The sequence below is a fragment of the Bacillus amyloliquefaciens DSM 7 = ATCC 23350 genome (genome assembly GCF_000196735.1).
GTDB lineage: Bacteria > Bacillota > Bacilli > Bacillales > Bacillaceae > Bacillus > Bacillus amyloliquefaciens.
On the sequence record NC_014551.1, the window covers coordinates 581,968 to 603,477 of the forward strand.

General features: G+C 44.2%; 41 protein-coding genes. All 41 read left to right on the top strand.

All coding sequences use genetic code 11. The features are described from left to right. The 41 genes from BAMF_RS23255 (at window position 1) to BAMF_RS23450 (ending at window position 21,509) form a co-directional block, all read left to right on the top strand. A complete protein-coding gene (locus BAMF_RS23255) occupies window positions 1–840 on the top strand; it encodes a recombinase RecT (RefSeq protein ID WP_013351197.1) in 840 nt (279 codons plus the stop codon). A 164-nt stretch (window positions 841–1,004) separates the two neighbouring features. Continuing rightward, complete coding sequence (locus tag BAMF_RS23260) at window positions 1,005–1,721, top strand: DnaD domain protein (RefSeq protein ID WP_013351198.1); 717 nt, start codon at window positions 1,005–1,007, stop codon at window positions 1,719–1,721. After that, a complete protein-coding gene (locus tag BAMF_RS23265) occupies window positions 1,606–2,577 on the top strand; it encodes an ATP-binding protein (RefSeq protein ID WP_013351199.1) in 972 nt (323 codons plus the stop codon). The genes BAMF_RS23260 and BAMF_RS23265 overlap by 116 nt, the downstream gene beginning before the upstream one ends. Then, the gene (locus BAMF_RS41450; RefSeq protein ID WP_013351200.1) at window positions 2,574–2,717 is read left to right on the top strand and encodes a hypothetical protein; all 144 of its coding nucleotides are present in this window, start codon (window positions 2,574–2,576) and stop codon (window positions 2,715–2,717) included. The genes BAMF_RS23265 and BAMF_RS41450 overlap by 4 nt, the downstream gene beginning before the upstream one ends. A gap of 145 nt (window positions 2,718–2,862) precedes the next feature. Further along, window positions 2,863–3,315, top strand: coding sequence for a YopX family protein (locus BAMF_RS41745; protein ID WP_013351201.1), 453 nt, complete (start codon window positions 2,863–2,865; stop codon window positions 3,313–3,315). After that, window positions 3,302–3,760, top strand: a complete 459-nt coding sequence (locus tag BAMF_RS23280) for a DUF1064 domain-containing protein (protein WP_013351202.1) — start codon at window positions 3,302–3,304, stop codon at window positions 3,758–3,760. Before BAMF_RS41745 ends, BAMF_RS23280 begins: the two co-directional genes overlap by 14 nt. 119 nt (window positions 3,761–3,879) lie before the next feature. Then, on the top strand, window positions 3,880–4,032 hold the full coding sequence (locus BAMF_RS41455) for a hypothetical protein (RefSeq protein WP_013351203.1): 153 nt from the start codon (window positions 3,880–3,882) through the stop codon (window positions 4,030–4,032). Between the two features lie 81 nt (window positions 4,033–4,113). Next, window positions 4,114–4,317 carry an XtrA/YqaO family protein gene (locus BAMF_RS23290; protein ID WP_003155894.1) on the top strand — a complete coding sequence of 68 codons (204 nt, stop codon included), beginning with the start codon at window positions 4,114–4,116 and terminating at the stop codon, window positions 4,315–4,317. 31 nt (window positions 4,318–4,348) lie between these two features. Then, window positions 4,349–4,690, top strand: coding sequence for a hypothetical protein (locus BAMF_RS23295; protein WP_013351204.1), 342 nt, complete (start codon window positions 4,349–4,351; stop codon window positions 4,688–4,690). Beyond that, complete coding sequence (locus BAMF_RS23300) at window positions 4,687–4,941, top strand: hypothetical protein (RefSeq protein ID WP_013351205.1); 255 nt, start codon at window positions 4,687–4,689, stop codon at window positions 4,939–4,941. The genes BAMF_RS23295 and BAMF_RS23300 overlap by 4 nt, the downstream gene beginning before the upstream one ends. Window positions 4,942–4,945: 4 nt before the next feature. After that, on the top strand, window positions 4,946–6,322 hold the full coding sequence (locus BAMF_RS23305; RefSeq protein ID WP_013351206.1) for a DNA cytosine methyltransferase: 1,377 nt from the start codon (window positions 4,946–4,948) through the stop codon (window positions 6,320–6,322). A gap of 11 nt (window positions 6,323–6,333) precedes the next feature. Next, complete coding sequence (locus tag BAMF_RS23310) at window positions 6,334–6,657, top strand: hypothetical protein (protein WP_013351207.1); 324 nt, start codon at window positions 6,334–6,336, stop codon at window positions 6,655–6,657. Then, the gene (locus BAMF_RS23315) at window positions 6,654–7,253 is read left to right on the top strand and encodes a dUTP diphosphatase (RefSeq protein ID WP_013351208.1); all 600 of its coding nucleotides are present in this window, start codon (window positions 6,654–6,656) and stop codon (window positions 7,251–7,253) included. The genes BAMF_RS23310 and BAMF_RS23315 overlap by 4 nt, the downstream gene beginning before the upstream one ends. Further along, on the top strand, window positions 7,253–7,615 hold the full coding sequence (locus tag BAMF_RS23320) for a hypothetical protein (protein ID WP_013351209.1): 363 nt from the start codon (window positions 7,253–7,255) through the stop codon (window positions 7,613–7,615). Before BAMF_RS23315 ends, BAMF_RS23320 begins: the two co-directional genes overlap by 1 nt. Continuing rightward, the gene (locus BAMF_RS23325; RefSeq protein WP_013351210.1) at window positions 7,612–7,887 is read left to right on the top strand and encodes a hypothetical protein; all 276 of its coding nucleotides are present in this window, start codon (window positions 7,612–7,614) and stop codon (window positions 7,885–7,887) included. Before BAMF_RS23320 ends, BAMF_RS23325 begins: the two co-directional genes overlap by 4 nt. Before the next feature lie 32 nt (window positions 7,888–7,919). Further along, on the top strand, window positions 7,920–8,297 hold the full coding sequence (locus tag BAMF_RS23330) for a YopX family protein (protein WP_232469717.1): 378 nt from the start codon (window positions 7,920–7,922) through the stop codon (window positions 8,295–8,297). Next, entirely contained in the window at window positions 8,294–8,848 is a 555-nt protein-coding gene (locus BAMF_RS23335) for a hypothetical protein (protein WP_041481602.1), read from the top strand. The genes BAMF_RS23330 and BAMF_RS23335 overlap by 4 nt, the downstream gene beginning before the upstream one ends. Further along, window positions 8,841–9,221: a hypothetical protein gene (locus tag BAMF_RS23340; protein ID WP_013351213.1), complete on the top strand. Its 381-nt coding sequence runs from the start codon at window positions 8,841–8,843 to the stop codon at window positions 9,219–9,221. The genes BAMF_RS23335 and BAMF_RS23340 overlap by 8 nt, the downstream gene beginning before the upstream one ends. Further along, window positions 9,218–9,409 carry a hypothetical protein gene (locus BAMF_RS23345; protein ID WP_013351214.1) on the top strand — a complete coding sequence of 64 codons (192 nt, stop codon included), beginning with the start codon at window positions 9,218–9,220 and terminating at the stop codon, window positions 9,407–9,409. Before BAMF_RS23340 ends, BAMF_RS23345 begins: the two co-directional genes overlap by 4 nt. A gap of 45 nt (window positions 9,410–9,454) precedes the next feature. Further along, complete coding sequence (locus BAMF_RS23350; RefSeq protein WP_013351215.1) at window positions 9,455–9,673, top strand: hypothetical protein; 219 nt, start codon at window positions 9,455–9,457, stop codon at window positions 9,671–9,673. A gap of 5 nt (window positions 9,674–9,678) precedes the next feature. Then, window positions 9,679–10,113, top strand: coding sequence for a hypothetical protein (locus BAMF_RS23355; RefSeq protein WP_041481603.1), 435 nt, complete (start codon window positions 9,679–9,681; stop codon window positions 10,111–10,113). A gap of 145 nt (window positions 10,114–10,258) precedes the next feature. After that, complete coding sequence (locus BAMF_RS23360) at window positions 10,259–10,636, top strand: hypothetical protein (protein ID WP_041481604.1); 378 nt, start codon at window positions 10,259–10,261, stop codon at window positions 10,634–10,636. Window positions 10,637–10,667: 31 nt separating this feature from the next. Further along, window positions 10,668–11,255: a VanZ family protein gene (locus tag BAMF_RS23365; RefSeq protein ID WP_044051884.1), complete on the top strand. Its 588-nt coding sequence runs from the start codon at window positions 10,668–10,670 to the stop codon at window positions 11,253–11,255. Window positions 11,256–11,376: 121 nt separating this feature from the next. After that, the gene (locus tag BAMF_RS41975; protein ID WP_014304492.1) at window positions 11,377–11,505 is read left to right on the top strand and encodes a hypothetical protein; all 129 of its coding nucleotides are present in this window, start codon (window positions 11,377–11,379) and stop codon (window positions 11,503–11,505) included. Window positions 11,506–11,519: 14 nt separating this feature from the next. Beyond that, the gene (locus tag BAMF_RS23370) at window positions 11,520–12,035 is read left to right on the top strand and encodes a sigma-70 family RNA polymerase sigma factor (RefSeq protein WP_013351217.1); all 516 of its coding nucleotides are present in this window, start codon (window positions 11,520–11,522) and stop codon (window positions 12,033–12,035) included. Window positions 12,036–12,139: 104 nt separating this feature from the next. Further along, window positions 12,140–12,277, top strand: coding sequence for a hypothetical protein (locus tag BAMF_RS41460; protein ID WP_164848964.1), 138 nt, complete (start codon window positions 12,140–12,142; stop codon window positions 12,275–12,277). Between the two features lie 297 nt (window positions 12,278–12,574). Further along, window positions 12,575–12,787, top strand: coding sequence for a helix-turn-helix domain-containing protein (locus tag BAMF_RS23380; protein ID WP_003155868.1), 213 nt, complete (start codon window positions 12,575–12,577; stop codon window positions 12,785–12,787). A gap of 133 nt (window positions 12,788–12,920) precedes the next feature. After that, complete coding sequence (locus BAMF_RS23385; protein WP_041481605.1) at window positions 12,921–13,109, top strand: hypothetical protein; 189 nt, start codon at window positions 12,921–12,923, stop codon at window positions 13,107–13,109. Window positions 13,110–13,244: 135 nt separating this feature from the next. Beyond that, window positions 13,245–13,475 carry a hypothetical protein gene (locus BAMF_RS23390; RefSeq protein ID WP_013351219.1) on the top strand — a complete coding sequence of 77 codons (231 nt, stop codon included), beginning with the start codon at window positions 13,245–13,247 and terminating at the stop codon, window positions 13,473–13,475. A gap of 44 nt (window positions 13,476–13,519) precedes the next feature. Continuing rightward, a complete protein-coding gene (gene terS, locus BAMF_RS23395) occupies window positions 13,520–14,275 on the top strand; it encodes a phage terminase small subunit (protein ID WP_013351220.1) in 756 nt (251 codons plus the stop codon). Next, a complete protein-coding gene (locus BAMF_RS23400; RefSeq protein ID WP_013351221.1) occupies window positions 14,262–15,536 on the top strand; it encodes a PBSX family phage terminase large subunit in 1,275 nt (424 codons plus the stop codon). The genes terS and BAMF_RS23400 overlap by 14 nt, the downstream gene beginning before the upstream one ends. A gap of 21 nt (window positions 15,537–15,557) precedes the next feature. Further along, window positions 15,558–17,009: a phage portal protein gene (locus BAMF_RS23405; RefSeq protein ID WP_013351222.1), complete on the top strand. Its 1,452-nt coding sequence runs from the start codon at window positions 15,558–15,560 to the stop codon at window positions 17,007–17,009. After that, entirely contained in the window at window positions 16,996–17,919 is a 924-nt protein-coding gene (locus BAMF_RS23410; protein WP_013351223.1) for a phage minor head protein, read from the top strand. The genes BAMF_RS23405 and BAMF_RS23410 overlap by 14 nt, the downstream gene beginning before the upstream one ends. A gap of 3 nt (window positions 17,920–17,922) precedes the next feature. After that, a complete protein-coding gene (locus BAMF_RS23415) occupies window positions 17,923–18,192 on the top strand; it encodes a hypothetical protein (RefSeq protein ID WP_013351224.1) in 270 nt (89 codons plus the stop codon). A gap of 153 nt (window positions 18,193–18,345) precedes the next feature. Then, complete coding sequence (locus BAMF_RS23420) at window positions 18,346–19,011, top strand: phage scaffolding protein (protein WP_013351225.1); 666 nt, start codon at window positions 18,346–18,348, stop codon at window positions 19,009–19,011. 12 nt (window positions 19,012–19,023) lie between these two features. Further along, window positions 19,024–20,010, top strand: a complete 987-nt coding sequence (locus BAMF_RS23425; protein WP_013351226.1) for a hypothetical protein — start codon at window positions 19,024–19,026, stop codon at window positions 20,008–20,010. Next, entirely contained in the window at window positions 19,988–20,272 is a 285-nt protein-coding gene (locus BAMF_RS23430; RefSeq protein WP_076983707.1) for a fibronectin type III domain-containing protein, read from the top strand. The genes BAMF_RS23425 and BAMF_RS23430 overlap by 23 nt, the downstream gene beginning before the upstream one ends. Continuing rightward, window positions 20,273–20,464: a Rho termination factor N-terminal domain-containing protein gene (locus tag BAMF_RS23435; RefSeq protein WP_013351227.1), complete on the top strand. Its 192-nt coding sequence runs from the start codon at window positions 20,273–20,275 to the stop codon at window positions 20,462–20,464. Between the two features lie 4 nt (window positions 20,465–20,468). Beyond that, window positions 20,469–20,765: a phage head-tail connector protein gene (locus tag BAMF_RS23440; RefSeq protein ID WP_013351228.1), complete on the top strand. Its 297-nt coding sequence runs from the start codon at window positions 20,469–20,471 to the stop codon at window positions 20,763–20,765. After that, window positions 20,762–21,100 (top strand): phage head closure protein, encoded by a 339-nt coding sequence (locus BAMF_RS23445; protein WP_013351229.1) that lies wholly within the window; start codon window positions 20,762–20,764, stop codon window positions 21,098–21,100. Before BAMF_RS23440 ends, BAMF_RS23445 begins: the two co-directional genes overlap by 4 nt. Further along, window positions 21,093–21,509 carry an HK97 gp10 family phage protein gene (locus BAMF_RS23450; protein ID WP_014471518.1) on the top strand — a complete coding sequence of 139 codons (417 nt, stop codon included), beginning with the start codon at window positions 21,093–21,095 and terminating at the stop codon, window positions 21,507–21,509. The genes BAMF_RS23445 and BAMF_RS23450 overlap by 8 nt, the downstream gene beginning before the upstream one ends. Window position 21,510: the final 1 nt, after the last annotated feature.

Sequence of the window (21,510 nt, forward strand, 5' to 3'; positions counted from 1 at the left end):
ATGGCTACAAATGAATCACTTAAAAATAACATTCAAAAACAGAATAACGCGCCAGGGCAGCCGCAGGGAACAACGATGAAAGGCCTGCTTTCTTCTCCGGCAGTCATGAACCGGTTTGAAGAAGTTCTGGGGAAAAGGGCGTCTCAATTCACAGCATCAATTTTAAGTCTGTACAACAGTGAAAATACTCTTCAAAAAGCAGAACCTATGAGTGTAATTTCATCGGCTATGGTGGCGGCAACGCTTGATCTGCCAGTGGATAAGAACTTGGGTTATGCCTGGATCGTTCCGTATAAAGGGCGCGCGCAATTTCAGCTTGGTTACAAAGGATACATTCAGCTTGCTTTGCGGACAGGCCAATATAAATCTATCAATTGCATACCTGTCCATAAAGGAGAATTGCAAAAGTGGAACCCACTAACCGAGGAAATAGAGATTGATTTTGAAAAACGGGAATCAGATGCGGTTATTGGCTACGCTGCTTACTTTGAGCTTTTAAACGGTTTCCGGAAAACAGTGTATTGGACAAAGACGCAAGTAGAGAAACACAAAAAGAAGTTTAGTAAGTCGGACTTTGGCTGGGGCAAGGACTGGGACGCAATGGCGCTTAAAACCGTTCTTAAATCCATGCTTAGTAAATGGGGGATTCTCTCCGTTGAAATGCAAAAGGCAGTCATCGAGGATAACGAGGAACGTGAGCGGATTGACATTACTGACGCAATGGCAGAGCCAGAGATTATTGATGCTGAAGCACCGGAAGAAAAGCCAAGCGCGCAGAATGCTGATCCTTTTGATGGTAAGCCTGTTGATATTAGTGAAAATGACCTGCCATTTGATTAAGGTTGGCATCCCTTTCTGTTACAAGTGGATGACGGAAGGGGCACCAAATCGCGCCCAGCTGTTCCGTGATTATGTCGAAGGCTATCTCAGAACAAATGAACCTGGCTTACGTTTAGTCCGCATCAGCGGCATGACAGCACTGTGTGAAAGGAAGTAGGTGAGCCATGAACTACCTGAAAGAAATGAACGGCTTCATGAATTGGTTAGAAACGAATCCGTTGTCTGCAACAACACAAGCGTTATGGTTCCATCTGATGCACATCAACAATAAAACCGGGTGGCGGGAGTGGTTCACCACTTCAAATACCACTCTTCAAGCCAAAATAGAAATCACAGAAGCAACACTAATAAAGCATCGAAAAATTCTAATCGAGCTCAAACGAATAGAATATGAGCCGCAGGGGAGAAAGGCCGGGAAATACAAACTGATCTCTTTTGAAAATCCAGTGCGTAATGAGGAAACAGAGAACGGTAAAGCAGATATACCAGACGCAGCATCGCCAAAAGAATCAGCGCCAAAAGCACAGCAGGAGGTTGACGAAAAAATGAAAAACGCATTTGAACTATTCGAAAACAAAACAGCCCGCACAATTGGCACAATGGAGGTTCAGCGGCTCGGGTATATGGTGGATGATTACGGCGAAGAGAAAGTCATGGAAGCAATGAAACAGGCTTTCAGAAGCAAGGGCAACAACGTCAATCTGAATTACATTGAAGCAATCCTCTCAAACCCATTCAGCCAGAGACGAAAGGAGAAACAGCAGTATGGAAGCTCGCAAAACGCAAGATATGGACGCGGCAATGAAGGCCATTCTAACCAAGCTCCGGGATCGGTCAGCAGCATCTTCAACGGGACAGGCCGCCTCAGAAGAAAAGGCTGAATACGAGTGCTCTGACTGCAAGGATAAGGGCATTATTGTTTACCGTATTCACCAAGACACAGAGCGCCAACTGAGGAAAGATCATAAGACAATGGAGAGCCTGGCCCCCGATCAAATGGTCAGGGAAGAGGATTATCTTGCAGGGAAAGTATGCTTGCCGGATAAGGCCCGGGAATGGAAAACCACATTTTCAAAGCAATGCGAGTGTGTAAAACGGAAAAAGATCGCCCGGCTTATGAAGGCCAGCGGCATCACGGAGGAATTCGAAAAGCTCCTTTTTGGAAACTTCATTAAGGACGGGAAGCCGGACATGATCAAGGACGCTTATGAGTGCGCGGTGGAATACTATAAGGATTTTCAGAGCATTAGGGGAAATCGTTCAAACAGCATCGCTTTGCTCGGGCAACCGGGCAGCGGAAAAACGCACTTGTTAACGGCGATCATGAACAATTTGATCAAGAAAAAATCAATTTACTGCATGTATTTCCCGTACGTTGAGGGAATGGGCGATCTGCGAAATGATTTTGACCAGCTGGAAACAAAGCTCGACGCCATGCGAAAAGCTGAGGTTCTGTTCATTGATGATTTATTCAAGCCAGTTTTTGCAACGACCATGGAGGGGCGAATCAAAAAGCCTCGTGCTACCGAATGGCAGATTGAGCAAATTCAATCGGTTGTGAATTACCGGTACTTGAATCACAAGCCTCTGCTAATCTCTTCCGAACTCGACACGGGTGAACTTTTGGATATTGACGAGGCGCTGGGCTCCCGGATTCATCAAATGTGCAGAGATTACACGGTGATCATTAAGGGCGACCGGATGCAATTAAATCATAGGTTAGGAGATTGGGAATGACGGAAAAAGCGAACTTCACAGCAACCGGCGGCATGTATCTGTTCGGGCCCGCCGAGCAAACGGCCGGCCAGGACCTTACTCCGGCGATCCGGGTGCTTGAGGAAAAAATCAAACAAATGGAGCTGATGCACAGTGCTTAAAGCGGTTATCCTGCTGCCAGCCATCATCCTCACAGCGCCGTACAAGGAAAAGCAAATTCAGCACTGGGAACAAATTGACGGGAGGTAACGACGGCACGCGGGAACGGGCCGATAAGGAAATAGTCAGAGATATGGAGGCGGAAGAATGAGAGAAGTTAAGTTTCGAGGAATGGGCATCAACGGAGAATGGTATTGCGGGAACCTATCAATCATTAAACAAAGAATTAAGAGCATGGGCATTGATCCTGGTTCTTATATCTCTAATAAAGCTGGGGTTCCATTCGCTTACAGTGTGAGGCAGGAAACAGTTGGGCAATTCACTGGATTAAAGGACAAAAACGGCCGGGAGATTTATGAGGGAGACATTGTAAGGAACCACCGTGATAATTCAAATGAGCTATTAGAAGTTTTATGGCAGGAAGAAGTGGCTGAACATGCTTCAGACGGGATCTATTGGACAAAAGAGGTGCCAGGTTTTAGATTCAAGCGAATAAAGCGAGGCTTGACTACTGTATTTGTAGCTCATGTTGATTTAGAAGTCATCGGCAATATTCACCAAAATCCTGAGCTTTTGGAGGCATCGCATGCCAGCAAATAAGTACGGCGCCAGAAAAACGCAGATGGACGGCATCACGTTCGATAGCCGGGCCGAAGCCAAATACTATGAACAGCTGAAATGGCTCAAGATGAGCAAGCAGATCAAAGATTTTAAGCTGCAGCCGCGGTTCCTGCTTCAAGAGGCATTCAAAAAGAACGGCAAGACTTTTCGGAAGATTGAATATATTGCAGACTTTGAGGTTCATAACCTTGACGGCAGTATCGAGATCATTGATATCAAGGGCGTGGAAACAAAGGAATTTGCCATCAAACGCAAGCTGTATGAGCGGCTTTACGAGACGCCACTCAAGGTGCTGGCGCTGGATAAGGCACTCGGCTTCATTGAGCTGGACGAGCTGAAAAAACTCAAAAGAAAGGCGGGGAAGACCACTGCGAAACGTGGTAATCGTAGACGATCGGCCGTTGTGGGTGCAGGAAGAAGATAAGCTCATGGCCTGCATGATGCTCTGTTCCGATTACAAACGATGCGCCAGCCGCATGGGAGCGGATTGCAAAAAGCTTGGAGGTTCAGAAATTCCCAAAATCAATTCAGGAGGTTATCGCTATGCAAGAAAAAATCGATCCATACAAGCCTGGTCCAGTTAAGGAGTGGAAAATGACGGCGGAGCAGTTGGCGGCATACGTCGAAAAGCATCCAATCATCTACCGTGAGGAATTAAAGCCATCTGCCGGCTTAACGATGCGGCTGCCGTCGTAAAACGTAAAAAAGCACCGAAGCTGCGCCTCAGTGCCTTTGATATGAACTGGTACTTCTATCATAGCACAGGGGGCGGCCAGAGTGAACAAGCCAACAGAAATAAAAAATCATGAAACAACTATTCAGCAAAGCATCGAGCCGGGGAAAGTTCGCATCATCGTTTTAGATGGCACTGAAGGGACTGCTCATTTAATGGACGCCCCGGAACACGGTAAAACAATCATTCAAACAATAAAAGGCGGCCTGGCTCGTTGTGATTACGAGATCGGCCACAAATTCAAATAGCAGGGGTTTCCCCTGCGGGGGAGGAACGGGCATGGATAAATTACAGGAAATTAAAGCGCGTATTTCAAAATTAAAAGGCTATGAAAATGCTAAGTCAACAGATCAATACTGGATGACTAAAGAACATGTTGATTTTCTGATTGATAGAACTGAACTGTCTGTTAAGCAGCAGGCAATCATTGAGGAACACCAACGCCAGCAGGAAGTCACGGTCAATCAGTTTCGGCAGGCGCGGGAAGAGATTCAGCGGCTTACTAAGGAAAAAGAACACTATCGAAAATCTCTCGATATAATAGCCGGAAATCCTAAAGTTGATTCTCTTGAAATAGCTGAACATATTGCAACTCAGGCACTGGAGGGGGCTGCGGAATGATGCCATTACAAGTAGAACTGCAACGGAACGTGAAGGCCACGAAGGACGAAGCAATGACCGTCGAGCAGGCGGCCGAGCTTTTAAAGGTTCACCCGGACTACATCCCGACGCTTGTCGCTCGTTCTGACGATCTCAAAATGATCGGCGATACCATTATCGCTAAACGGGATAAAACAAGTATCTGGCTGGTCGGGGCATGCGTGGGGCTTTTCTTCTTCGCTGTCGCTGTCCTGCCGGGATTGATGGGGTGACGGGATGATCAAGCAACAACTGGGACTTTTCAGAGAAATCATTGTCGATAACTTCGCGGGCGGAGGCGGAGCCAGTACCGGAATTGAATTGGCTACCGGGCTTTCGGTGGACATTGCGATTAACCATGATCCGGCGGCCATTGCCATGCACCAGGTAAACCACCCGGATACAGAACATTATTGTGAGTCTGTTTGGGAAGTAGACCCAAGGGAAGCAGCCAAGGGGCGGCCGATTGGTTTAGCCTGGTTCTCCCCGGACTGCAAGCATTTTTCGAAAGCCAAGGGCGGCAAACCCGTTGAGAAGAGCATCCGGGGGCTTGCATGGGTAGCGGTCAGGTGGGCGGCAACGGTAAGTCCGCGGGTAATCATTCTTGAAAACGTCGAAGAATTTAAGACGTGGGGGCCTCTTGGGAAAGATGGAAGGCCGGACCCGGACAAAAAAGGATATACGTTCCGTTCCTTTGTCAGAGCGTTAAACAGACACGGATATAAAGTCGAATGGAAAGAGCTGAAGGCGTGCGACTACGGCGCCCCGACAATACGGAAAAGGCTGTTCTTAATCGCTCGGCGTGACGGGCGGCCGATCATATGGCCCGAGCCGACACATGGCGATCCAAAAAGTGCGACAGTGAAGTCCGGAAAGCTTAAACCGTGGCGGACTGCCTCCGAGATTATGGACTGGTCACTGGAAACGCCGTCAATTTTCAACAGGAAAAAGCCTCTTTCAGAAAATACAATGCGGCGCATCGCTCGAGGTATACAACGTTTTGTCATTGACAGTAAAAAACCTTTTGTTATAGGGGAGCGCGGTAATTCACTCATTCAAATGGGATACGGCGATCCGGAAGGCCGGCGGGTGCTCGATCTGAAAAAACCACTCGGCACCATAACGGCCGGCGGCAATAAATTCGCTCTTGCTACAAGTCACTTGATCAAGCTCCGCGGCACTTGTAGAGACGGCCAAACGGTGACGAACCCAATGCCTACGATAACCGCGGGCGGCCTGCACGTTGGCGAAGTCAGGGCTTTCCTGACGAAATATTACGGGTCAGACACGGGGCAGGCTCTCAGTGACCCTCTGCATACAGTCACCACAAAAGACAGGTTCGGCCTGGTCACGATTAAAGGCGAAAACTATCAGATCGTAGACATCGGGATGCGGATGCTTCAGCCTCATGAATTATTTGCGGCGCAGGGATTCCCGACTAATTACGTGATTGATAGGGATATAAACGGCGTAGCGTATTCGAAAAAGAAGCAGATTGAGCGATGTGGCAACGCAGTTCCGCCGCCCTTCGCCGAGCAGCTTGTCAGGGCAAACCTTCCTGAATTCTGCGTAAGTGAACATATGACCAAGTTTACAAGGCTAAAGGCTAATTAGGAGGGAATAGTGTGACTTTACTTGATGATATCGGCTTCACAGAAAAGCAATATCGAGAGCTTCGTGAAATCGGTTTGTCTGACACGGAAATAGCGAGAGAGGAACTCCATTGCTCTCCATCTACTCTTTCCGTCTGGAAAAAGGCTAACGGGATAGTAATCCAGAAACCGTATCGCCTGTTCACTCTGGAAGAATGGACGGAGCTTCGTAACCAGAATTGGACACACTTCCAAATTGCACAGCATTTCGGTTTCGAATGTATTGATACTTATTTCTATCATGCAAGAAAAATAGGCGTTCCGCGTAAACGGAGAAGGGAGAAAGTTGAATCATGAATCTACAAAAAATGTTTGAAATGCAAAAGGTGCTTGACGATCGGATCATCAAAGAAAAGGGGCTTGAGGGGCAGGACTTGCTCCCAAACACTTATGTTGCTCTGGATACTGAATTAGCTGAATTTGCAAATGAAGGACGCTGGTTCAAGCATTGGAGTAATAACCAGCTGCCGAAAAAACCGGAGTATAACTGGAAACCATCTGAGGACGGAGGCGCCCTTGAATGGAAACCTGAATATGGCTACAAATCGTATTCTTTGCTTGAAGAATTTGTCGACTGCCTACACTTTTTCCTTTCAATAGCCATTAAAAAAGGCTGGGAAGATGCTATGAGTCTACCGGAAGAAGGGTTTGTCGAAATGAAGAAAAAGGGATTTGAAGGCGGTTTAACAGGTGTGTTCCTAGAAATGAAATGGATGCTATTAAATTCTTACATGTCCAAAGATCAGAGCACTAAAAAGACCAGTTTCAGTTTGGCTTGGGCCTTGTTCTTGAGCATTGGAACTATCGGTTTCGGATTTACTTTGGAACAGATCGAAGCGGCTTACATGGACAAAAACGCCGTCAATTATCAGCGGCAGCAGGAGGGGTATTGATGAACCACACCGACAACCCGATCATTTCAGCCGTCATCAGCAAATTAAACGCACAACAGGAAAAGGGGCTTGCCAAGTACGGCCAGCCCGTCCAAGTTAATGCCTATGATCTGCGCGGCTGGTTGCAGCACGCACTTGAAGAAACTCTTGACCAGGCAGTCTATCTGGAAGCGGCTATCCAAACGCTGTACGACAATCAAAATATCAAAGAAGTCATCAAAGGGTTCAATGAAATGGAAGCAGGTAGGGAAGACATCAAGAGACTAAATCGTCCCTGTCATTACGACGGTTGGGACCATGCAATGTCACATTTTAAACAGATTCTCAAATCAGCTCAATTATTGAAGGGGGAAGAACAATGAAATTCTATGAAATCCATGATCCATATTACGCGCTTCTCAAAGCGAAAGACGAGGCGGATGCTGAAAGGATTTACAACGAGTATATTTCTGACACGGACGATTACGAAAATTTTCAAGACGATGAAATCCGAGAAGTGGAACGAGACTATGCGCTCATTATGTATTCGCAAGTAAAGGGTGAAGATGGAGAGTTGATGTCTTACACCTATATTTCAGGGACTTTCAACGATCCGGACATTAAAGTCCTTATCATGGACGGTTCGCTCCTATGAACACGGCATACAGAGTGTGGGACGGCGAGCAGATGCATTATTGGGATGATGAAGGGTTGAGCCTTGAACTCAAAGGGGGAAAATGGATTTTATGGCGTGATGGTTGCAGAGTTATTGTTGCGTCCAGTGATGACTGGGATGCGGCTCTCATGTGGGGAACAGATCGAGCGGAAATATGCAACCATCAAGTTATTACTGTCTATGAAGGTCATGTTATCGAGCAGGAGGAAACGGAACTAGGGAGTCCATATGAGGGTGTAATCATTGGGTCGGTTAATATGTTGGACGGCCAATGGTGCATCGTTAACGAGAAAAAGGGAGAAGTGCGTCCGGTATTTTCGGAAACAGCGAAAAACAAAATTCTAGGGGATGTATTTCAGAATCCTGAGTTATTGGAGGGCGCGGAGTGAAGACTACATTATTCCCGGAGCCATACAGCTCAATGATGGCTATAACAGCGAAAAAGCCGAATAATGAACATTTAACGGCTGCTGCTCTTTTTAAATCAAAGGATCAAGTATTTGCGGAAATAGAACCTGAAGCGCAACCGGAAATATTTTTCGACCCAATAACTCAGAGGGAGTACGAAAGAAAAATGAGCAAAGACATTAAAATCTGGCGCGGCTCGGAAATATTATGGGCTTTTGACAGAAAGGATATAGCGGCCATCAAAGAAATTCCGGAAGGTTCTCGGGTTGAATTGAAAAACGGCGACTGGTTCAATAGCGGACATTCGGTTGAAGAAATGAAGAATATTCTTGGATTGACACCAGACAAACAGCTAGAAATATTAAAGAAAAATATCAAAGTCCTTTCCTTGACGCACGGTTCTTTGTTGCGTGAAACGCAGTTCACACAAGGTGTCCGTCATGCTATTGACGAAATTCTGAAGCATACCGGGATGACAATAGAAACATTGCTAGAGGAACAAAGAGAAAAGGAGAAAAAGCAAAATGATTGAATTTACAAGGCCTATACCTATGAAGAAAACATGCACGATGCATCCGGGGAGCAAAGCAGTGAGATCAGTTTCGTTTACTGATGACAACGACCATTCCACAACCATTACACTTTGTGCATTATGCTTAACCGAATTGGAATTCAAAGCCACAGATACCATGAGAAAATACATTGAGGAAACAGCAGATATTAACCGGGGAAGCAAAATAGAATTTATGATCGGTGATTACGTTTTTCTTTCAATATCGCAGAAGGTTTCAAGAATAGAATCTTCCACGCAAGCAAACCTTGCTAATCAAATGCATTTTATACGGCCTGCTACCGGAGAAGAAATCATGAAATATATTGAAAACAATAAGGAGGAACAATCGTGAACGCACTTACAATGGCACAGGCTTACCATAGAGAAAAACAAGAGTGGAAGACGCTTGAAGAGGCTTTGTTGATCGTCGATGACCCTGATACAAAACAGGGTATCTTTAAAGAGATTTACAAAAGAAGGAAGAAAATCATGGAAATCAGGGAAGAGCTTGAACAATTGGAGAAGAAGAGCGCGGAATGAATGTTGTAGTCCGTGGATGGTTCAAAGGAAAAGGAGGGGAATAAATTGACGAAAAATGAATCAGTTTCAGTGATTGACGCAATCAAATGCCCGCATTGCGAGTATTTAATGGAATTTTACGATTACATTGAGGGAGGCGATATGTCGGGTGAATTTGAAATGAATTGCGAGAAGTGCCGCAAGCCTTTCCATGTGGATTTTAACACTACATTTCATTTCACTTCTAAAAAACTAAATGGAGTATCCGAAAGGACGGAGGATTAATGACTATGAAAAAATTATTCAAATCAATCATTCTATCAGCAGTATTACTTACGGGAGCCGCGGCCGTTGCGCCGTCTGCTTCCGCCGCATGGTCAGGCTGGCAAAACGAATCCGGGTACAGTGGCCGGGTGTTTACGGATGCCACGACTTACACGGCCGGCGCCTCAACGGTGGACTGGAAAGCCGAGAAAAAAGGCTCAAGAACACTTTATTACACGGCCGGCGTATACAAGAAGCGCAGCGGCGGCGGGCTGACTGATACGAATTTAGTACAGCGGGGCAGCTTCAAAACGGCAACGCCTCTGAAATCATTCAACGTGAAAACGATCCGGAATAAGACCGGAAAGGGAACCTATGTCATCCAGCTTGACTGCTACTCTGATTCCGGCAAGCGGAACTACATCGGAACATTTGAATCAGCTAAATTCTATGTGAAGTAATCAAAAATCAATAAGCCCAATTGTTGCGAGTAAAATGAATCATTTCCCTAAACGATTTTACAAATTTATTGATAATTTTACAAATTCAGTTGATTTTTTCGGGACGAATGTTACAATAATATGGAAAATGAAAGGGGAGATTTATATGTTGAAAGTAAGAAAAAGTATTTTTGCTGTAGTCTTTAGTGCTATTCTATTGATTCCAATTGGGGCATTAGCTGCAAGCTATAGTCCGAAGTTCGATTTTTATCATCAATTTACTACACCAAATTATAGTATGGGTGGTTCTAATATTAAGTTGACAGCACATGCCCATACAGATGGAAAAGCAATTAAATTTAACATTAATGTTCGAAGGGTTACAGGTTGGTTTAGTGATGAATCAATTGGTACAAAGTCTTTCCCCGGGAATGCTACATCAACTGAAACTTATAAAAACAACAAAAGTGGAAAGTATTTTTTGAAATTCACAAAAACCAATAATGGAATCCCTACACAAGGTTGGGTAGATATGAGAAACTAAGAACAAATAATTTGAAAAGTGGGGATTATTTGTGATTCGTGGAACCTTACCTTTATTTTTGTCGGTCGTTGCTTATTTGCTCTTTCTCATTTACAGAGTAATAGCTCGTCTAGTCTTGAAAAAAAATAAGTGGGATTTTGAAAAGCATATCATTGTTTTCGCGACATTCATTTATTTTGGAGCATTAATAGCTGTTACATTGTTCCCTTTGCCAATCAGTAGTGTTGATATACAAGAAACTAAAAACATGGGTGAACATAATAACTTTGTTCCTTTCAAAAGCATGGCTTCAACTTTTAGTCTTGGAAGTTTATTTATAATTACTCGTACACTCGGTGGAAACTTAATTCTTTTGTCGCCGCTAGGAGTATTTCTACCTGTTTTATCAAAGAAATTTTGTAAATTAAAACGTTTGATAATAGTAGGATTTTGTGTGTCTCTTCTTATTGAAATATCACAATTAACAATCTCAAGTATAATTGGGGCTACATATCGAACTTTTGATGTTGATGATCTAATATTAAATACTTTAGGTATTGCCGTGGGATATGCCTTTTACAAACTTATATATCCAATGTTGCGAAAAGAGTTATTTGAATTTGAGAAAGAATCAATATAACCAGCAATATTTTCTTGAAAATTGAACTATGTCCAAGACGGAGAGCCTGCGGACACTGATCATTGCACAGAATCACTGTGCTCTGATTGGTGTCCGTTTTTTATTTGAGCGGAGGGATGACATGAAGCAGAAAAAGAAAAAGCCCAATAAAAACGCGCAGGAGCGATCTGAACGCTTTTGGCGGCAAATGATGGGACAAGACATGCAAAGGCTTAAACGAGGCAAGGGCGGCGCATTTAAGCGCAAATAAGGGGAGGAATCAGAATGCAAGATTTAATCATTGAATACAAACGGGCTTTAAGAGAAACGAGAAAAATGTATCGGCTCTACAAAGATACAGCTGAAGTCAATCTGACAGCTGAACAGATCAACGACAAAAAGATTATCAGTAGCATGATCAGCGATATTGAATTCACTCTTGAATGGCTGCAGAACGGAAGACAGCCGGGCGCTCGCCGAGGTGCTGACAGAAGAGATGCATACCAAAGGACGATTCTTGCTGATCCGCGCTTAATTGATGCGCTGCCGGGAGAATATGCAATCGTTCAAGAGGCTGAGGGAGAGGTAAGTGACTGGGATAAGGAAAGAATCGCTGATGCCCTATCCGTGCTTACCGAAAGAGAAAAAGACATATTCATGATGCATGCTGTGCAAAACATGTCATTCGAAGAGATAGCGCAGTTATTGGGGATTAAAAAAGGAACCGTACAAAAGAACATTGAACGTTCCCGCCTGAAAATGAAAAATAGAGCAGATCACAGCCTATTCTGTTTAGCGTGAATAGGCTCTTTTTTATTGGAGAAATAATGAAAAAAGCCCACGATATTACTTGACGTGAGTAAATAAAAGAGGTATAATTAAAGTATAGAAAGGAGGGAAAGAAAGTGGCTGAAATCGCATTGTTACTGGGGATTATCCTCACAACTCTCACAGTTGTTGAGAAAGTCCTCATCATCAGGGAAAAGCTTAAAACAAAAAAGCCCAAAATCAAAAAACGCAGACGTCCAAGAAAGCGCAGATGATTTTGAGCCGAGGGAGAAGGTAGCGCTTCTCCCTTGCTCCAAGTATAGCAAATGCGGCGACTAAAGAAAAATACCTGAAAGCCAGCCACTTTCAAAAAATGAAAAGTGTACAGTCCACCACCGATATTGTTGTTCTTCTCGCCCTGGCGTATATGCTGTTTTTCCGTCAGGATGTGGCAGCGGGACCATTGAAAACGGCTCTCGACATTAGCCTGATCATTTTATTTGTTGTTTCGATCATCGAGAAAGCATTTTCCCTTTACTTGAAATATCGCGAGAAAAAAGGATGATTCAAAAATGTACAAGCCTAAAGAGCGTGACGCAATCAAGAAATTCCTGAATGAAGAGATACTCAATACAAGTGAAGCGCTTGAGATTTTGGGGTTCACCCGTCAGTATCTGAACCAGTTAGTAAAGACCGGGGAATTGGAGCCGATGAAAGAAATGCCCCGGGACAGGCTTTTTCTGAAAGAGGATATTTTGGATTTCCAAAAGCATAGGCGGAAATGAGCACCCTGTCAAAAGGGTGTTTTTTCGTCTTACGGTTGCCACCTATTTATGAAGGGCGCTTTCGTTCGACAAATTTTGCAAATAGTTCCTTTGTCATACTCCTTAACCGATAATAAGGTGGGAGGTGAGAATTATGATAGTTAGTGGTGTGAAGGTAAAGCAATTTTATCAACATGTCTTCGAACCTAAAGAAGATTGGGCGGAATTCCTTGGAGAGTTTAGCAGAGAATTGGGTGAAGAGCATAAAGCAACAAATGTGAGACTTACTCAATTTGTTAAACTTAATGACAAAGAAACACTGATTGTTTGGGAGATAAGCTAATGTGATGAACACCCTTCGGGGTGTTTTTTTATGTTCTCTGTAAACCGGGTCCAGTGAATCTCAGATAAAACAATTGGCGGCTGACAGCCTCTGAGTGTGGGCTTGGTTTAGAGAGAATATGAAGGGGATGATCCGATGAGTAAAGTGAAAAGAGTTTTTCCCGGCCCTACAAACGGACTTATTAACTGGATGGAAAAGAATTTTCATGAGATTGATGGCTATGTCGCTACTTTCAACATGAAAGACGGCACCACGATGACTGTATACGACGCAGAATCATATTTGCAGGCTGTTGGACTCGTAGAAATAGGGAAAGACACTATCCATCAGCTTGCACACGATGACGAGTTTAGTCCGAGAAAATAATCTCCAAAACAACTCAATTCAAAAGGAGGCGGCGGTGAATGTAGATGGCTGAAAAGCACATTCAGGCGTATAAGGATTACGCCAAAGGCATGAAATACAAGGACCTTGCCGAAAAATACGGGGTGTCAATGAACACCATTAAATCGTGGAAGCAGCGGCATGGTTGGGAACGAAAAAAGGGTGCACCCTCTGAAAAAAGTGTGCACACAAAAAAGGCAGGCGCCCCACCCGGTAATAAAAATGCATTGGGAAACAACGGCGGCGCCCCGGAGAGAAATCGAAACGCGGTTTCGCATGGATTTTTCTCAAAGTATCTGCCAGAGGAAACGCTGTCCATTATGGAAGAGATTCAGGAACGTTCCCCTGCTGATATGATATGGGATCAGATTCAGATACAATATGCAGCCATTCTACGAGCGCAACGCATTATGTTTGTGCAGAATAAAGATGATACGGCAAAAGAGCTTAAAAAGGCAAAATACGCTTATCATCAAGATGAGGACGAAGAAGGCAATTTAACATATGAAAAAAACATTGTAGAAGAAGAACTTGAGATACAATTCGCATGGGATCGTCATGCAACATTCCTGAACGCTCAATCTCGGGCAATGGGTGAGCTCCGGAGTCTGATCAAGCAGTTCGACCAGCTGGCGCATGAGCAAGATGAACGGCGCCTTAAATTGGAACAAATGCGCTTAAATATCGAGAAAACACGGAACGAAGTCGAGAAAGACGCTCCAAAAGACAGCGGCGTGACGATCATTGATGATATAGGAAGTGAAGACGTTGACGAAGGTTAAGCGAATATCGGACATCGTAACGCCGAAATTCCGTTCGTTCTGGGCGGCAGCCAACAGTCACAAATATCTTCGGTATGTCTTAAAGGGAGGCCGTGGCTCTTCGAAATCGACGCATATTGGCACCCGAATAGTAAACGACATGATGAAATACCCGGTCAGTACACTTGTGGTGCGGAAAGTCGCCAACACATTAGGGGAATCGGTTTTCGAGCAGCTTAAAGAGGCAATTGATCTGCTGGGCGTGGGTGAATACTGGCATGTCAATAAATCGCCGATGAGGCTCACGTACAAACCCAGGGGAAACAGCATCATTTTCAGGGGTGCGGACGATCCGGCAAAAATCAAGTCACTCAAGATCGCAAAATTTCCGGTTGCCTTCCTGTGGGTCGAAGAGCTGGCCGAATTTAAACTTGAAGAAGAAATTTCAATGATCGAAAATTCCGTCCTGCGGGCTGAACTCCCGGACGGTCTTTTTTATGCTTTTTATTATTCATACAATCCGCCGAAAAGAAAGCAATCGTGGGTTAACAAAAAATATGAATCTTCATTCGTACCAAAGAACACATATATCCATCATTCAACATATCTCGAAAATCCTTATATCTCAAAAGCCTTTAAGGAAGAGGCTGAGATCGTTAAGGAACGGAACCCACTAAAGTACAGATGGGAATATCTCGGCGAAGCGTTAGGGAGTGGTGTTGTGCCATTTGATAATTTGAAAATCGAGAACGGCTGCATTACTGATGAAATGGTTCGTTCATTCGACAACATCCGGCAGGGCGTTGACTTTGGATATGGTCCTGATCCTCTCGCTTACGTCAGGTGGCACTATGACAAGAAGCGGAACAGTATCTATGCGATTGATGAGCTTTATGATCAAAAGGTTTCCAATAGAGAGCTGGCAAAATGGATCAGGTCAAAAGGATATGAGAGTCAGGAAATTACTGCTGACAGTGCCGAGCCTAAGAGTATTGATGAACTGAAAATCGATCACGGTATCCGACGCATAACAGGCGCGAAAAAAGGACCTGACTCGGTTCAATATGGCGAGGAATGGCTTGATGATTTAGACGCCATTATCATTGATCCGTTGAGAACTCCTAATATCGCCCGGGAATTCGAGAATATCGACTATCAGACTGATAGAGATGGCAATCCGAAGGCGCGGCTTGAGGACGCTGACAACCACACTATAGATGCCACTCGTTATGCTTTTGAACGGGATATGAAGCGGCCGGGCGTACGGGTCATGACGAGATAAAAAGAAAGGAGCTGATTTCTATTGTATCCAATAACCCCAACACACACAGAAGAGCTGTTGAAAATCATTGAGGACAGTGCAGAAACATCAGATACTCTGCCGGACACTACGGTTATTCAAAAGATGATTGATAAACACGAATTAGATCGTGACCGAATGCTTGAGGGCGTCGCATATTACATGAATCAGGCCGACATAAAAAAAAGACTGCGCTATTTCTATGAGGATGGCGTACGCAAAATAGATACGGAAAAGCCCAATAACCGTATTTCTCATAACTGGCACAAGCTGCTGGTCCAACAGAAAGTGCAATATCTGGTCGGGAAACCAATCACTTTTAATGCTGAAGATTCAAAGTTCTTGGAGCTGGTCAACGACTTTGTAAACGAAGATTTTGATGACGTAATGAATGAGCTTTTGAAAAACGCCAGTAATAAGGGCAGTGAATGGCTCCACCCGTTTGTTGATGAAGACGGGAAATTTGATTTTATCCGGATTCCTGCTGAAGAAGTCATTGCGGTATACGATACAACGAAAAAGAGGAAGCTTCTGTATGCAATCAGGTATTATGATGTGAAAAACATTGATGATGAATACACTCGTAAGGTCGAATTGTATACGGATGAGCAGATATTCTACTACGTAATGCACGATGGCACTCTCGTTCTTGATTTTGACTACGAACGAAACCCGGAGAGTCATTTTTATTTAGGTAATGCCGGGTATGGATGGGGAAAAGTCCCCTTAATCGAGTTCAAGAACAATGAAGAAGGCGTCAGCGATCTTGTTTTTTACAAGGATTTAATTGATCAATACAACAGCAACATTTCAAATAACGCAAATACTTTTGATGAAATGCAAGACTTCATTTACATCCTTAAAAACTTCGGCGGTCAAAATTTGAGCGAGTTCATGACAAATCTACGTTATTACAAGGCCGTTGAAGTCGGTTCGGATGGCGGAATGGATATGAAAACTGCTGAAGTACCGATTGACAGCGCGAACACCCACCTTGACCGACTTGAAGAAAATATATACCGGTTCGGGCAGGGAGTTAACAATAATCCTGACAAAGTGGGAAATTCACCGACGAACGTTGCAATTAAAAACCTATATTCTTTACTTGATCTGAAGGCAAATGAAGCTGAGAGGAAATTCCGTCCGGCTTTGCATGCCTTCTTTTGGTTTTTTACTGAATATTTGCGGATGACCGGCCAAGGGGAATACGATCACACTCTCTTACAAATGACATTCAATCGTTCACGTATGACCAATGAACTTGAAGAGGTGCAGATGGGTAATCAAAGCACTGATTTAAGCAAAGAAACCCGTCTCGCTCATCATCCATGGGTTGACGATGTAGAAGCTGAAATGAAGCGAATTGAATCTGAAGAAATCGAATACAGGAACAGCATGCCGCCGTTAACGGATGTGGAAACAGACGCGGGCGGTGATGAAGATGAACCAGAATGATATTGATAAGTACCTGGACGACATGATCACTGAGGATGCTCAGAAGATTGATGTCGTTTTTGCGTCTCGCTTAAAGGAGATCAATGCACAAATTGCCCGGCTGTATGCGAAGTACAGCAAGGACGGCCAGCTTACTTTTGCCGATGCCAACAAATACAATCGTCTGAACAAGGAAATGGAGAGGATGGCCGAGGAATCTCACAAGGCTTTCAAAACCATTCTGACAATTGTTGAGGCATTAGCAGCCAAGCAGTTTTTAGAGAATTACATGCGTTCTGCTTATCTATTTGAATTGGAATCTGTGGTAAACTTGGGTTTTAGCATCCCGACAGCCGAAGTCATTCGGCAGGCCATTCTAAACCCTATAGCCGAATTGACTTTGTCAGCGATATACAGGCGACATCGAGACGATTATGTCCGACAGATTCAAATTTCCGTCGCTCAGGGCCTGCAAGCGGGGGAGGATTATTCAAAGATCGCCCGCCGCATTGAAAGAGCGACGGAATTCGCGCGCAGAAAAGCCCGTGACGTAGCGAGAACAGAAGCTCATAGGGTACAAGTGTCGGCGAGGATGGAAAGCGCTGAGAAGGCCTCAAAACGGAGCAATCTTGAAAAAATGTGGAATGCTACCCTTGATCTTAAAACACGAGCCGGGCACAGGAAGCTGGACGGGAAGACAATAGAGCGCAATGGGCTCTTCAAATCAATTTACGGCGGCGTCGGGCCGGCTCCGGGGCACATGAATAATGCCAAGGATGATATTAACTGCCGTTGCACGATTACTTTCAAAGTAAACGGCGTGCTGCCGGATACAAGAAGGGCCCGTAAGCGCGGGAATGGAGCTGGCGAGACCATCCCATACCAAACCTATGAAGAGTGGTACAAATCCATTGAGGAAAGGGGGAAATGATTCATGAAAGAGAACGAACGTATTAAATACCTCCTAGAAATGTTGAATAGTGCAATTCAATATAATGACTCTGATAGCTACAACGAGATTATCAGTGAGTTGAAGCAATCACTGTTTACTCCTAAAGCATTTGATACAAAGACTGCTGAAAAAATGGTTGAATTACAGAAAGAGTACAGAGCGAAAGACAATCACTCTAGTCAATTTAATGGATGGGGCATTGTTGCTCCTAAGCTAACAAACATTTTCGATAACAAAATAGGTAAGCTTTAAAGCTGGTTACTCATGTGACAGCTTTTTTCTTTTGTCCTGAGCATGACGTTAAAAGGCTCTTTTGTCTGCTCGTTTTAAAGGTTTAGAGCAAAAACAAACGTAAATCCTGCGCGTGAGGTGGACACGCAAAAAAACATCAAAGGAGAGAATGAAATGAGTTTAAAAGAATTGCTCGGTGATGATTTATATGCTCAGGTGATCGAAAAAGCCGGAGATCAAAAGATTGATATTGTCAGTAACGGCCAATGGTTCCCAAAGGAGCGTTTTGATGCAGTCAACAATGAGAAGAAGGACTTGAAAAGCCAGCTTGACGAGCGGGACCAGCAATTGACTGCCTTGCAGAAACAGGCTAAAGGAAACGAAGAGCTTCAGGCGGCAATTGAACAATTGCAAGAAGACAACAAAAAAACTGCTGAGGAGTATCAGCAAAAATTAGATCAGCAGGCTTTTGACTTCGCGATTGAATCAGCATTGCGGGATGCGAAGTCAAAAAACATCAAGGCTGTTAAAGCCAATTTAAATCTTGATGGTTTGAAATTAGCTGACGGCAAGGTGATTGGTCTTGACGAACAGCTAACGGCTCTCAGGGAAAGCGACAGCTATCTTTTTGAGGAAGACCAAAAAGGCGCTCCGTCTTTAGCAGGTAGGCAGCCACACGACACAGCAAATTCAGGTGTTCATTCACCAACAGGCAAGAATCCATTTAGTCAGGACCATTTAAACCTGACTGAGCAAGGTCACATTTTGAAAAGTGATCCAGAACAAGCAAGAAAATTAATTATCCAAGCAGGCGGAAATCCTGCAATCTATGGATTATAAAGGAGAATTTAAATGACAGTAACTAGAGTTCAGGATGTTATCATCCCAGAAATTTTTAACCAATACACAATGAACAATACTGTTGAACAAACAGCGGTATATCGAAGTGGAATTATTCAGCCTGTACCGGGCTTAATTGTTCCGAGTGGTGGGGATACAGTCAATATGCCTTTTTGGAACGATCTTGAAGGAGATCCAGAGGCGATTCAATCAAACTTTGCATTGACTCCAGAAAAAATCAAAGCAGGGAAAGACGTTGCTCGGGTATTCGAATATGGTAAGGCTTGGAGCGCAGAAGATTTAGCGGGAGAGCTTGCGGGATCAGATCCAATGAGAGCAATTGGGGATCGTGTCAATTACTATTGGGAAAGACAGTTTCAAAAAATGATCTTCCTTATGTTGGATGGTGTCTTTGGTAGCAACATCACTAATAATGATGGCGATCTTGTATTAGATATTTCGAGCGGTGACGGGAAAAAGTACACAACTTACCTATTTGCTGGAGGTGCCGTTGGTTATGCCCCAGGTATGCCGAAAACACCAACCGAAACAGATCGAAACTCACTAAAAGGTGAGGACATTTTGATCAATCGTAAGAAGTTCATTATGCATCCTCGTGGTTTCAAATGGACCGAAGCTGATGTTGCTGCTGAAATGCCTACATTCAAAGAATTGGCAAGCGCAAAGAACTATGAACGTGTTTATGACAAAAAGAAAGTCCGAATTGTGAAGATCATTTCCAATGAAGGACCAGAAGCAGCAACTAAATCAAAATTAAGCGGTGAAGTGATTCTTGATGCAGCTCAATTACTCGGGGATGCTAAAGGGAAATTCACTTCAATTGCAATGCATTCAGTAACGCATACAAATTTACAGAAACAAAACTTGATTGAGTTCATTCCTAACAACAGGGCTGATGTAGGTTTTGGAACATACCTTCAAAAGTCCATTATTGTTGATGATTCACTTCCAGTAGATGAGCCTACTCCTACGCCCTAATGCGCCCCAAAATCTACGGTTTACAAGCACGAGTAATTCTGTGACTGTCAATTGGGATGCCGTAGCTGGGGCGGATTCATACAATGTTTATCGGGGAGCAGACAAACGTCTTGATAAGAATGTAACCAAGCCTGAATACAGCACGGACGGTCTAACGCCTGATACTAAGTTAACAATCAATGTCACTTCTGTTAATGAGAGCGGCGAATCTGCAATGTCGGAAATCGCAACTAAAACCAATGCAGAGGGAGGCAGCGAATAAATGGGAGCAACAACCTTTTGGCTCTTGGAACAAGAATTGAAAAGGCGTGCAAACATCGATAAGGCAGCTCAAGAAAAACTGTCTTATGACGAAATGACTGTCGAGCAACTCAAGCAGGTAGCAAAGGATAAAGGGATCTCAGGTTATTACAACATGAAACGAGAAACACTTCTCGAAAAATTGAAAGGGTGATCCAATGGACATCCAACAAGTGAAACGAATGATAGGGATAACAACCGATAAGCATGACGCTTATTTGTCTGAGGTTGTCCCTATTTTAATTGAGGTTGCCGCAGACGAATGCAAAAATACTTTTGATCCAAAAGCGCTGCCCGCTGGTGTAAAAATATTTGTTGCGAAAGCGGCTGAATACAATATGACGCCGTCTGGTCTGTCTGGGAGAAGTATGGGGGATGTGTCATATTCGTATAACACGGAATTCCCGCAACACATTATGAAGAATCTGTACCCATACAGAAAGGCATTCCGATGATCTATGAAGAATTCCCGCATGTCATAACGTTTCAGCGGTGGGAAGAGGTGCCGGACGGCGGCGGGGGCTATGTTGAAAAATTCACTGATTATCTCACAACAGAGGCCTTTGTCGGTGGGATTACGTCCCGGGAATATTATCAGGCTCAACAGCTTCAGAATCCGGTTGATTGCAATGTGTATTTCCCGTACCGCAATGATATTGAGAAGACAATGCGGATCATCTACGAAAACAAGGTGCTGACTCTCAAATCAGATCCGATCGACCAGGGCGGCATGCATGAGATTATGAATTTGAAATGTCAGGTAACGGGGGTACTGAAGGGCAATGGCTGAGGTGAGCGGAAGATGGGTCAGGCAGATGCAAAGAGCCACGAGCGAATTCAGAAGCCGGGTCATAGATGATATTAAGCAACTGGTCACAGACACGGCCGAGCTGATTTACAGCCATGCTGTTCTGAATGCTCCGACCGCCGCAATAGACGGGGGGAACCTGAAAAATTCAATTGAAATCGACTACCAAGAGGGCGGCTTACGGGCCGTTATTTCTGTTGGTGCCGATTATGCCGTATATGTGGAATACGGAACAGGGATTTACGCAGAGGAAGGCGGCGGCCGGCAAACGCCGTGGGTTTATTACGACACCAAGCTAAATAGATGGGTAGTCACCCGGGGAATGCGGGCGCAGCCGTTCTGGAATCCAGCTGTGGACGAAGGCATGCGGTATTTTGCCAGTCAAATGTGAT

Excerpts from the sequence above, each read along its gene's own strand:
- BAMF_RS23255 (WP_013351197.1), top strand. The coding sequence starts at position 1 with ATGGCTACAAATGAATCACTTAAAAATAACATTCAAAAACAGAATAAC.
- BAMF_RS23260 (WP_013351198.1), top strand. The coding sequence starts at position 1,005 with ATGAACTACCTGAAAGAAATGAACGGCTTCATGAATTGGTTAGAAACG.
- BAMF_RS23265 (WP_013351199.1), top strand. The coding sequence starts at position 1,606 with ATGGAAGCTCGCAAAACGCAAGATATGGACGCGGCAATGAAGGCCATT.
- BAMF_RS41450 (WP_013351200.1), top strand. The coding sequence starts at position 2,574 with ATGACGGAAAAAGCGAACTTCACAGCAACCGGCGGCATGTATCTGTTC.
- BAMF_RS41745 (WP_013351201.1), top strand. The coding sequence starts at position 2,863 with ATGAGAGAAGTTAAGTTTCGAGGAATGGGCATCAACGGAGAATGGTAT.
- BAMF_RS23280 (WP_013351202.1), top strand. The coding sequence starts at position 3,302 with ATGCCAGCAAATAAGTACGGCGCCAGAAAAACGCAGATGGACGGCATC.
- BAMF_RS41455 (WP_013351203.1), top strand. The coding sequence starts at position 3,880 with ATGCAAGAAAAAATCGATCCATACAAGCCTGGTCCAGTTAAGGAGTGG.
- BAMF_RS23295 (WP_013351204.1), top strand. The coding sequence starts at position 4,349 with ATGGATAAATTACAGGAAATTAAAGCGCGTATTTCAAAATTAAAAGGC.
- BAMF_RS23300 (WP_013351205.1), top strand. The coding sequence starts at position 4,687 with ATGATGCCATTACAAGTAGAACTGCAACGGAACGTGAAGGCCACGAAG.
- BAMF_RS23305 (WP_013351206.1), top strand. The coding sequence starts at position 4,946 with ATGATCAAGCAACAACTGGGACTTTTCAGAGAAATCATTGTCGATAAC.
- BAMF_RS23315 (WP_013351208.1), top strand. The coding sequence starts at position 6,654 with ATGAATCTACAAAAAATGTTTGAAATGCAAAAGGTGCTTGACGATCGG.
- BAMF_RS23320 (WP_013351209.1), top strand. The coding sequence starts at position 7,253 with ATGAACCACACCGACAACCCGATCATTTCAGCCGTCATCAGCAAATTA.
- BAMF_RS23325 (WP_013351210.1), top strand. The coding sequence starts at position 7,612 with ATGAAATTCTATGAAATCCATGATCCATATTACGCGCTTCTCAAAGCG.
- BAMF_RS23330 (WP_232469717.1), top strand. The coding sequence starts at position 7,920 with ATGCATTATTGGGATGATGAAGGGTTGAGCCTTGAACTCAAAGGGGGA.
- BAMF_RS23340 (WP_013351213.1), top strand. The coding sequence starts at position 8,841 with ATGATTGAATTTACAAGGCCTATACCTATGAAGAAAACATGCACGATG.
- BAMF_RS23355 (WP_041481603.1), top strand. The coding sequence starts at position 9,679 with ATGAAAAAATTATTCAAATCAATCATTCTATCAGCAGTATTACTTACG.
- BAMF_RS23360 (WP_041481604.1), top strand. The coding sequence starts at position 10,259 with ATGTTGAAAGTAAGAAAAAGTATTTTTGCTGTAGTCTTTAGTGCTATT.
- BAMF_RS41975 (WP_014304492.1), top strand. The coding sequence starts at position 11,377 with ATGAAGCAGAAAAAGAAAAAGCCCAATAAAAACGCGCAGGAGCGATCT.
- BAMF_RS23370 (WP_013351217.1), top strand. The coding sequence starts at position 11,520 with ATGCAAGATTTAATCATTGAATACAAACGGGCTTTAAGAGAAACGAGA.
- BAMF_RS23380 (WP_003155868.1), top strand. The coding sequence starts at position 12,575 with ATGTACAAGCCTAAAGAGCGTGACGCAATCAAGAAATTCCTGAATGAA.
- BAMF_RS23385 (WP_041481605.1), top strand. The coding sequence starts at position 12,921 with ATGATAGTTAGTGGTGTGAAGGTAAAGCAATTTTATCAACATGTCTTC.
- BAMF_RS23390 (WP_013351219.1), top strand. The coding sequence starts at position 13,245 with ATGAGTAAAGTGAAAAGAGTTTTTCCCGGCCCTACAAACGGACTTATT.
- terS (WP_013351220.1), top strand. The coding sequence starts at position 13,520 with ATGGCTGAAAAGCACATTCAGGCGTATAAGGATTACGCCAAAGGCATG.
- BAMF_RS23410 (WP_013351223.1), top strand. The coding sequence starts at position 16,996 with ATGAACCAGAATGATATTGATAAGTACCTGGACGACATGATCACTGAG.
- BAMF_RS23415 (WP_013351224.1), top strand. The coding sequence starts at position 17,923 with ATGAAAGAGAACGAACGTATTAAATACCTCCTAGAAATGTTGAATAGT.
- BAMF_RS23420 (WP_013351225.1), top strand. The coding sequence starts at position 18,346 with ATGAGTTTAAAAGAATTGCTCGGTGATGATTTATATGCTCAGGTGATC.
- BAMF_RS23425 (WP_013351226.1), top strand. The coding sequence starts at position 19,024 with ATGACAGTAACTAGAGTTCAGGATGTTATCATCCCAGAAATTTTTAAC.
- BAMF_RS23430 (WP_076983707.1), top strand. The coding sequence starts at position 19,988 with ATGAGCCTACTCCTACGCCCTAATGCGCCCCAAAATCTACGGTTTACA.
- BAMF_RS23435 (WP_013351227.1), top strand. The coding sequence starts at position 20,273 with ATGGGAGCAACAACCTTTTGGCTCTTGGAACAAGAATTGAAAAGGCGT.
- BAMF_RS23440 (WP_013351228.1), top strand. The coding sequence starts at position 20,469 with ATGGACATCCAACAAGTGAAACGAATGATAGGGATAACAACCGATAAG.
- BAMF_RS23445 (WP_013351229.1), top strand. The coding sequence starts at position 20,762 with ATGATCTATGAAGAATTCCCGCATGTCATAACGTTTCAGCGGTGGGAA.
- BAMF_RS23450 (WP_014471518.1), top strand. The coding sequence starts at position 21,093 with ATGGCTGAGGTGAGCGGAAGATGGGTCAGGCAGATGCAAAGAGCCACG.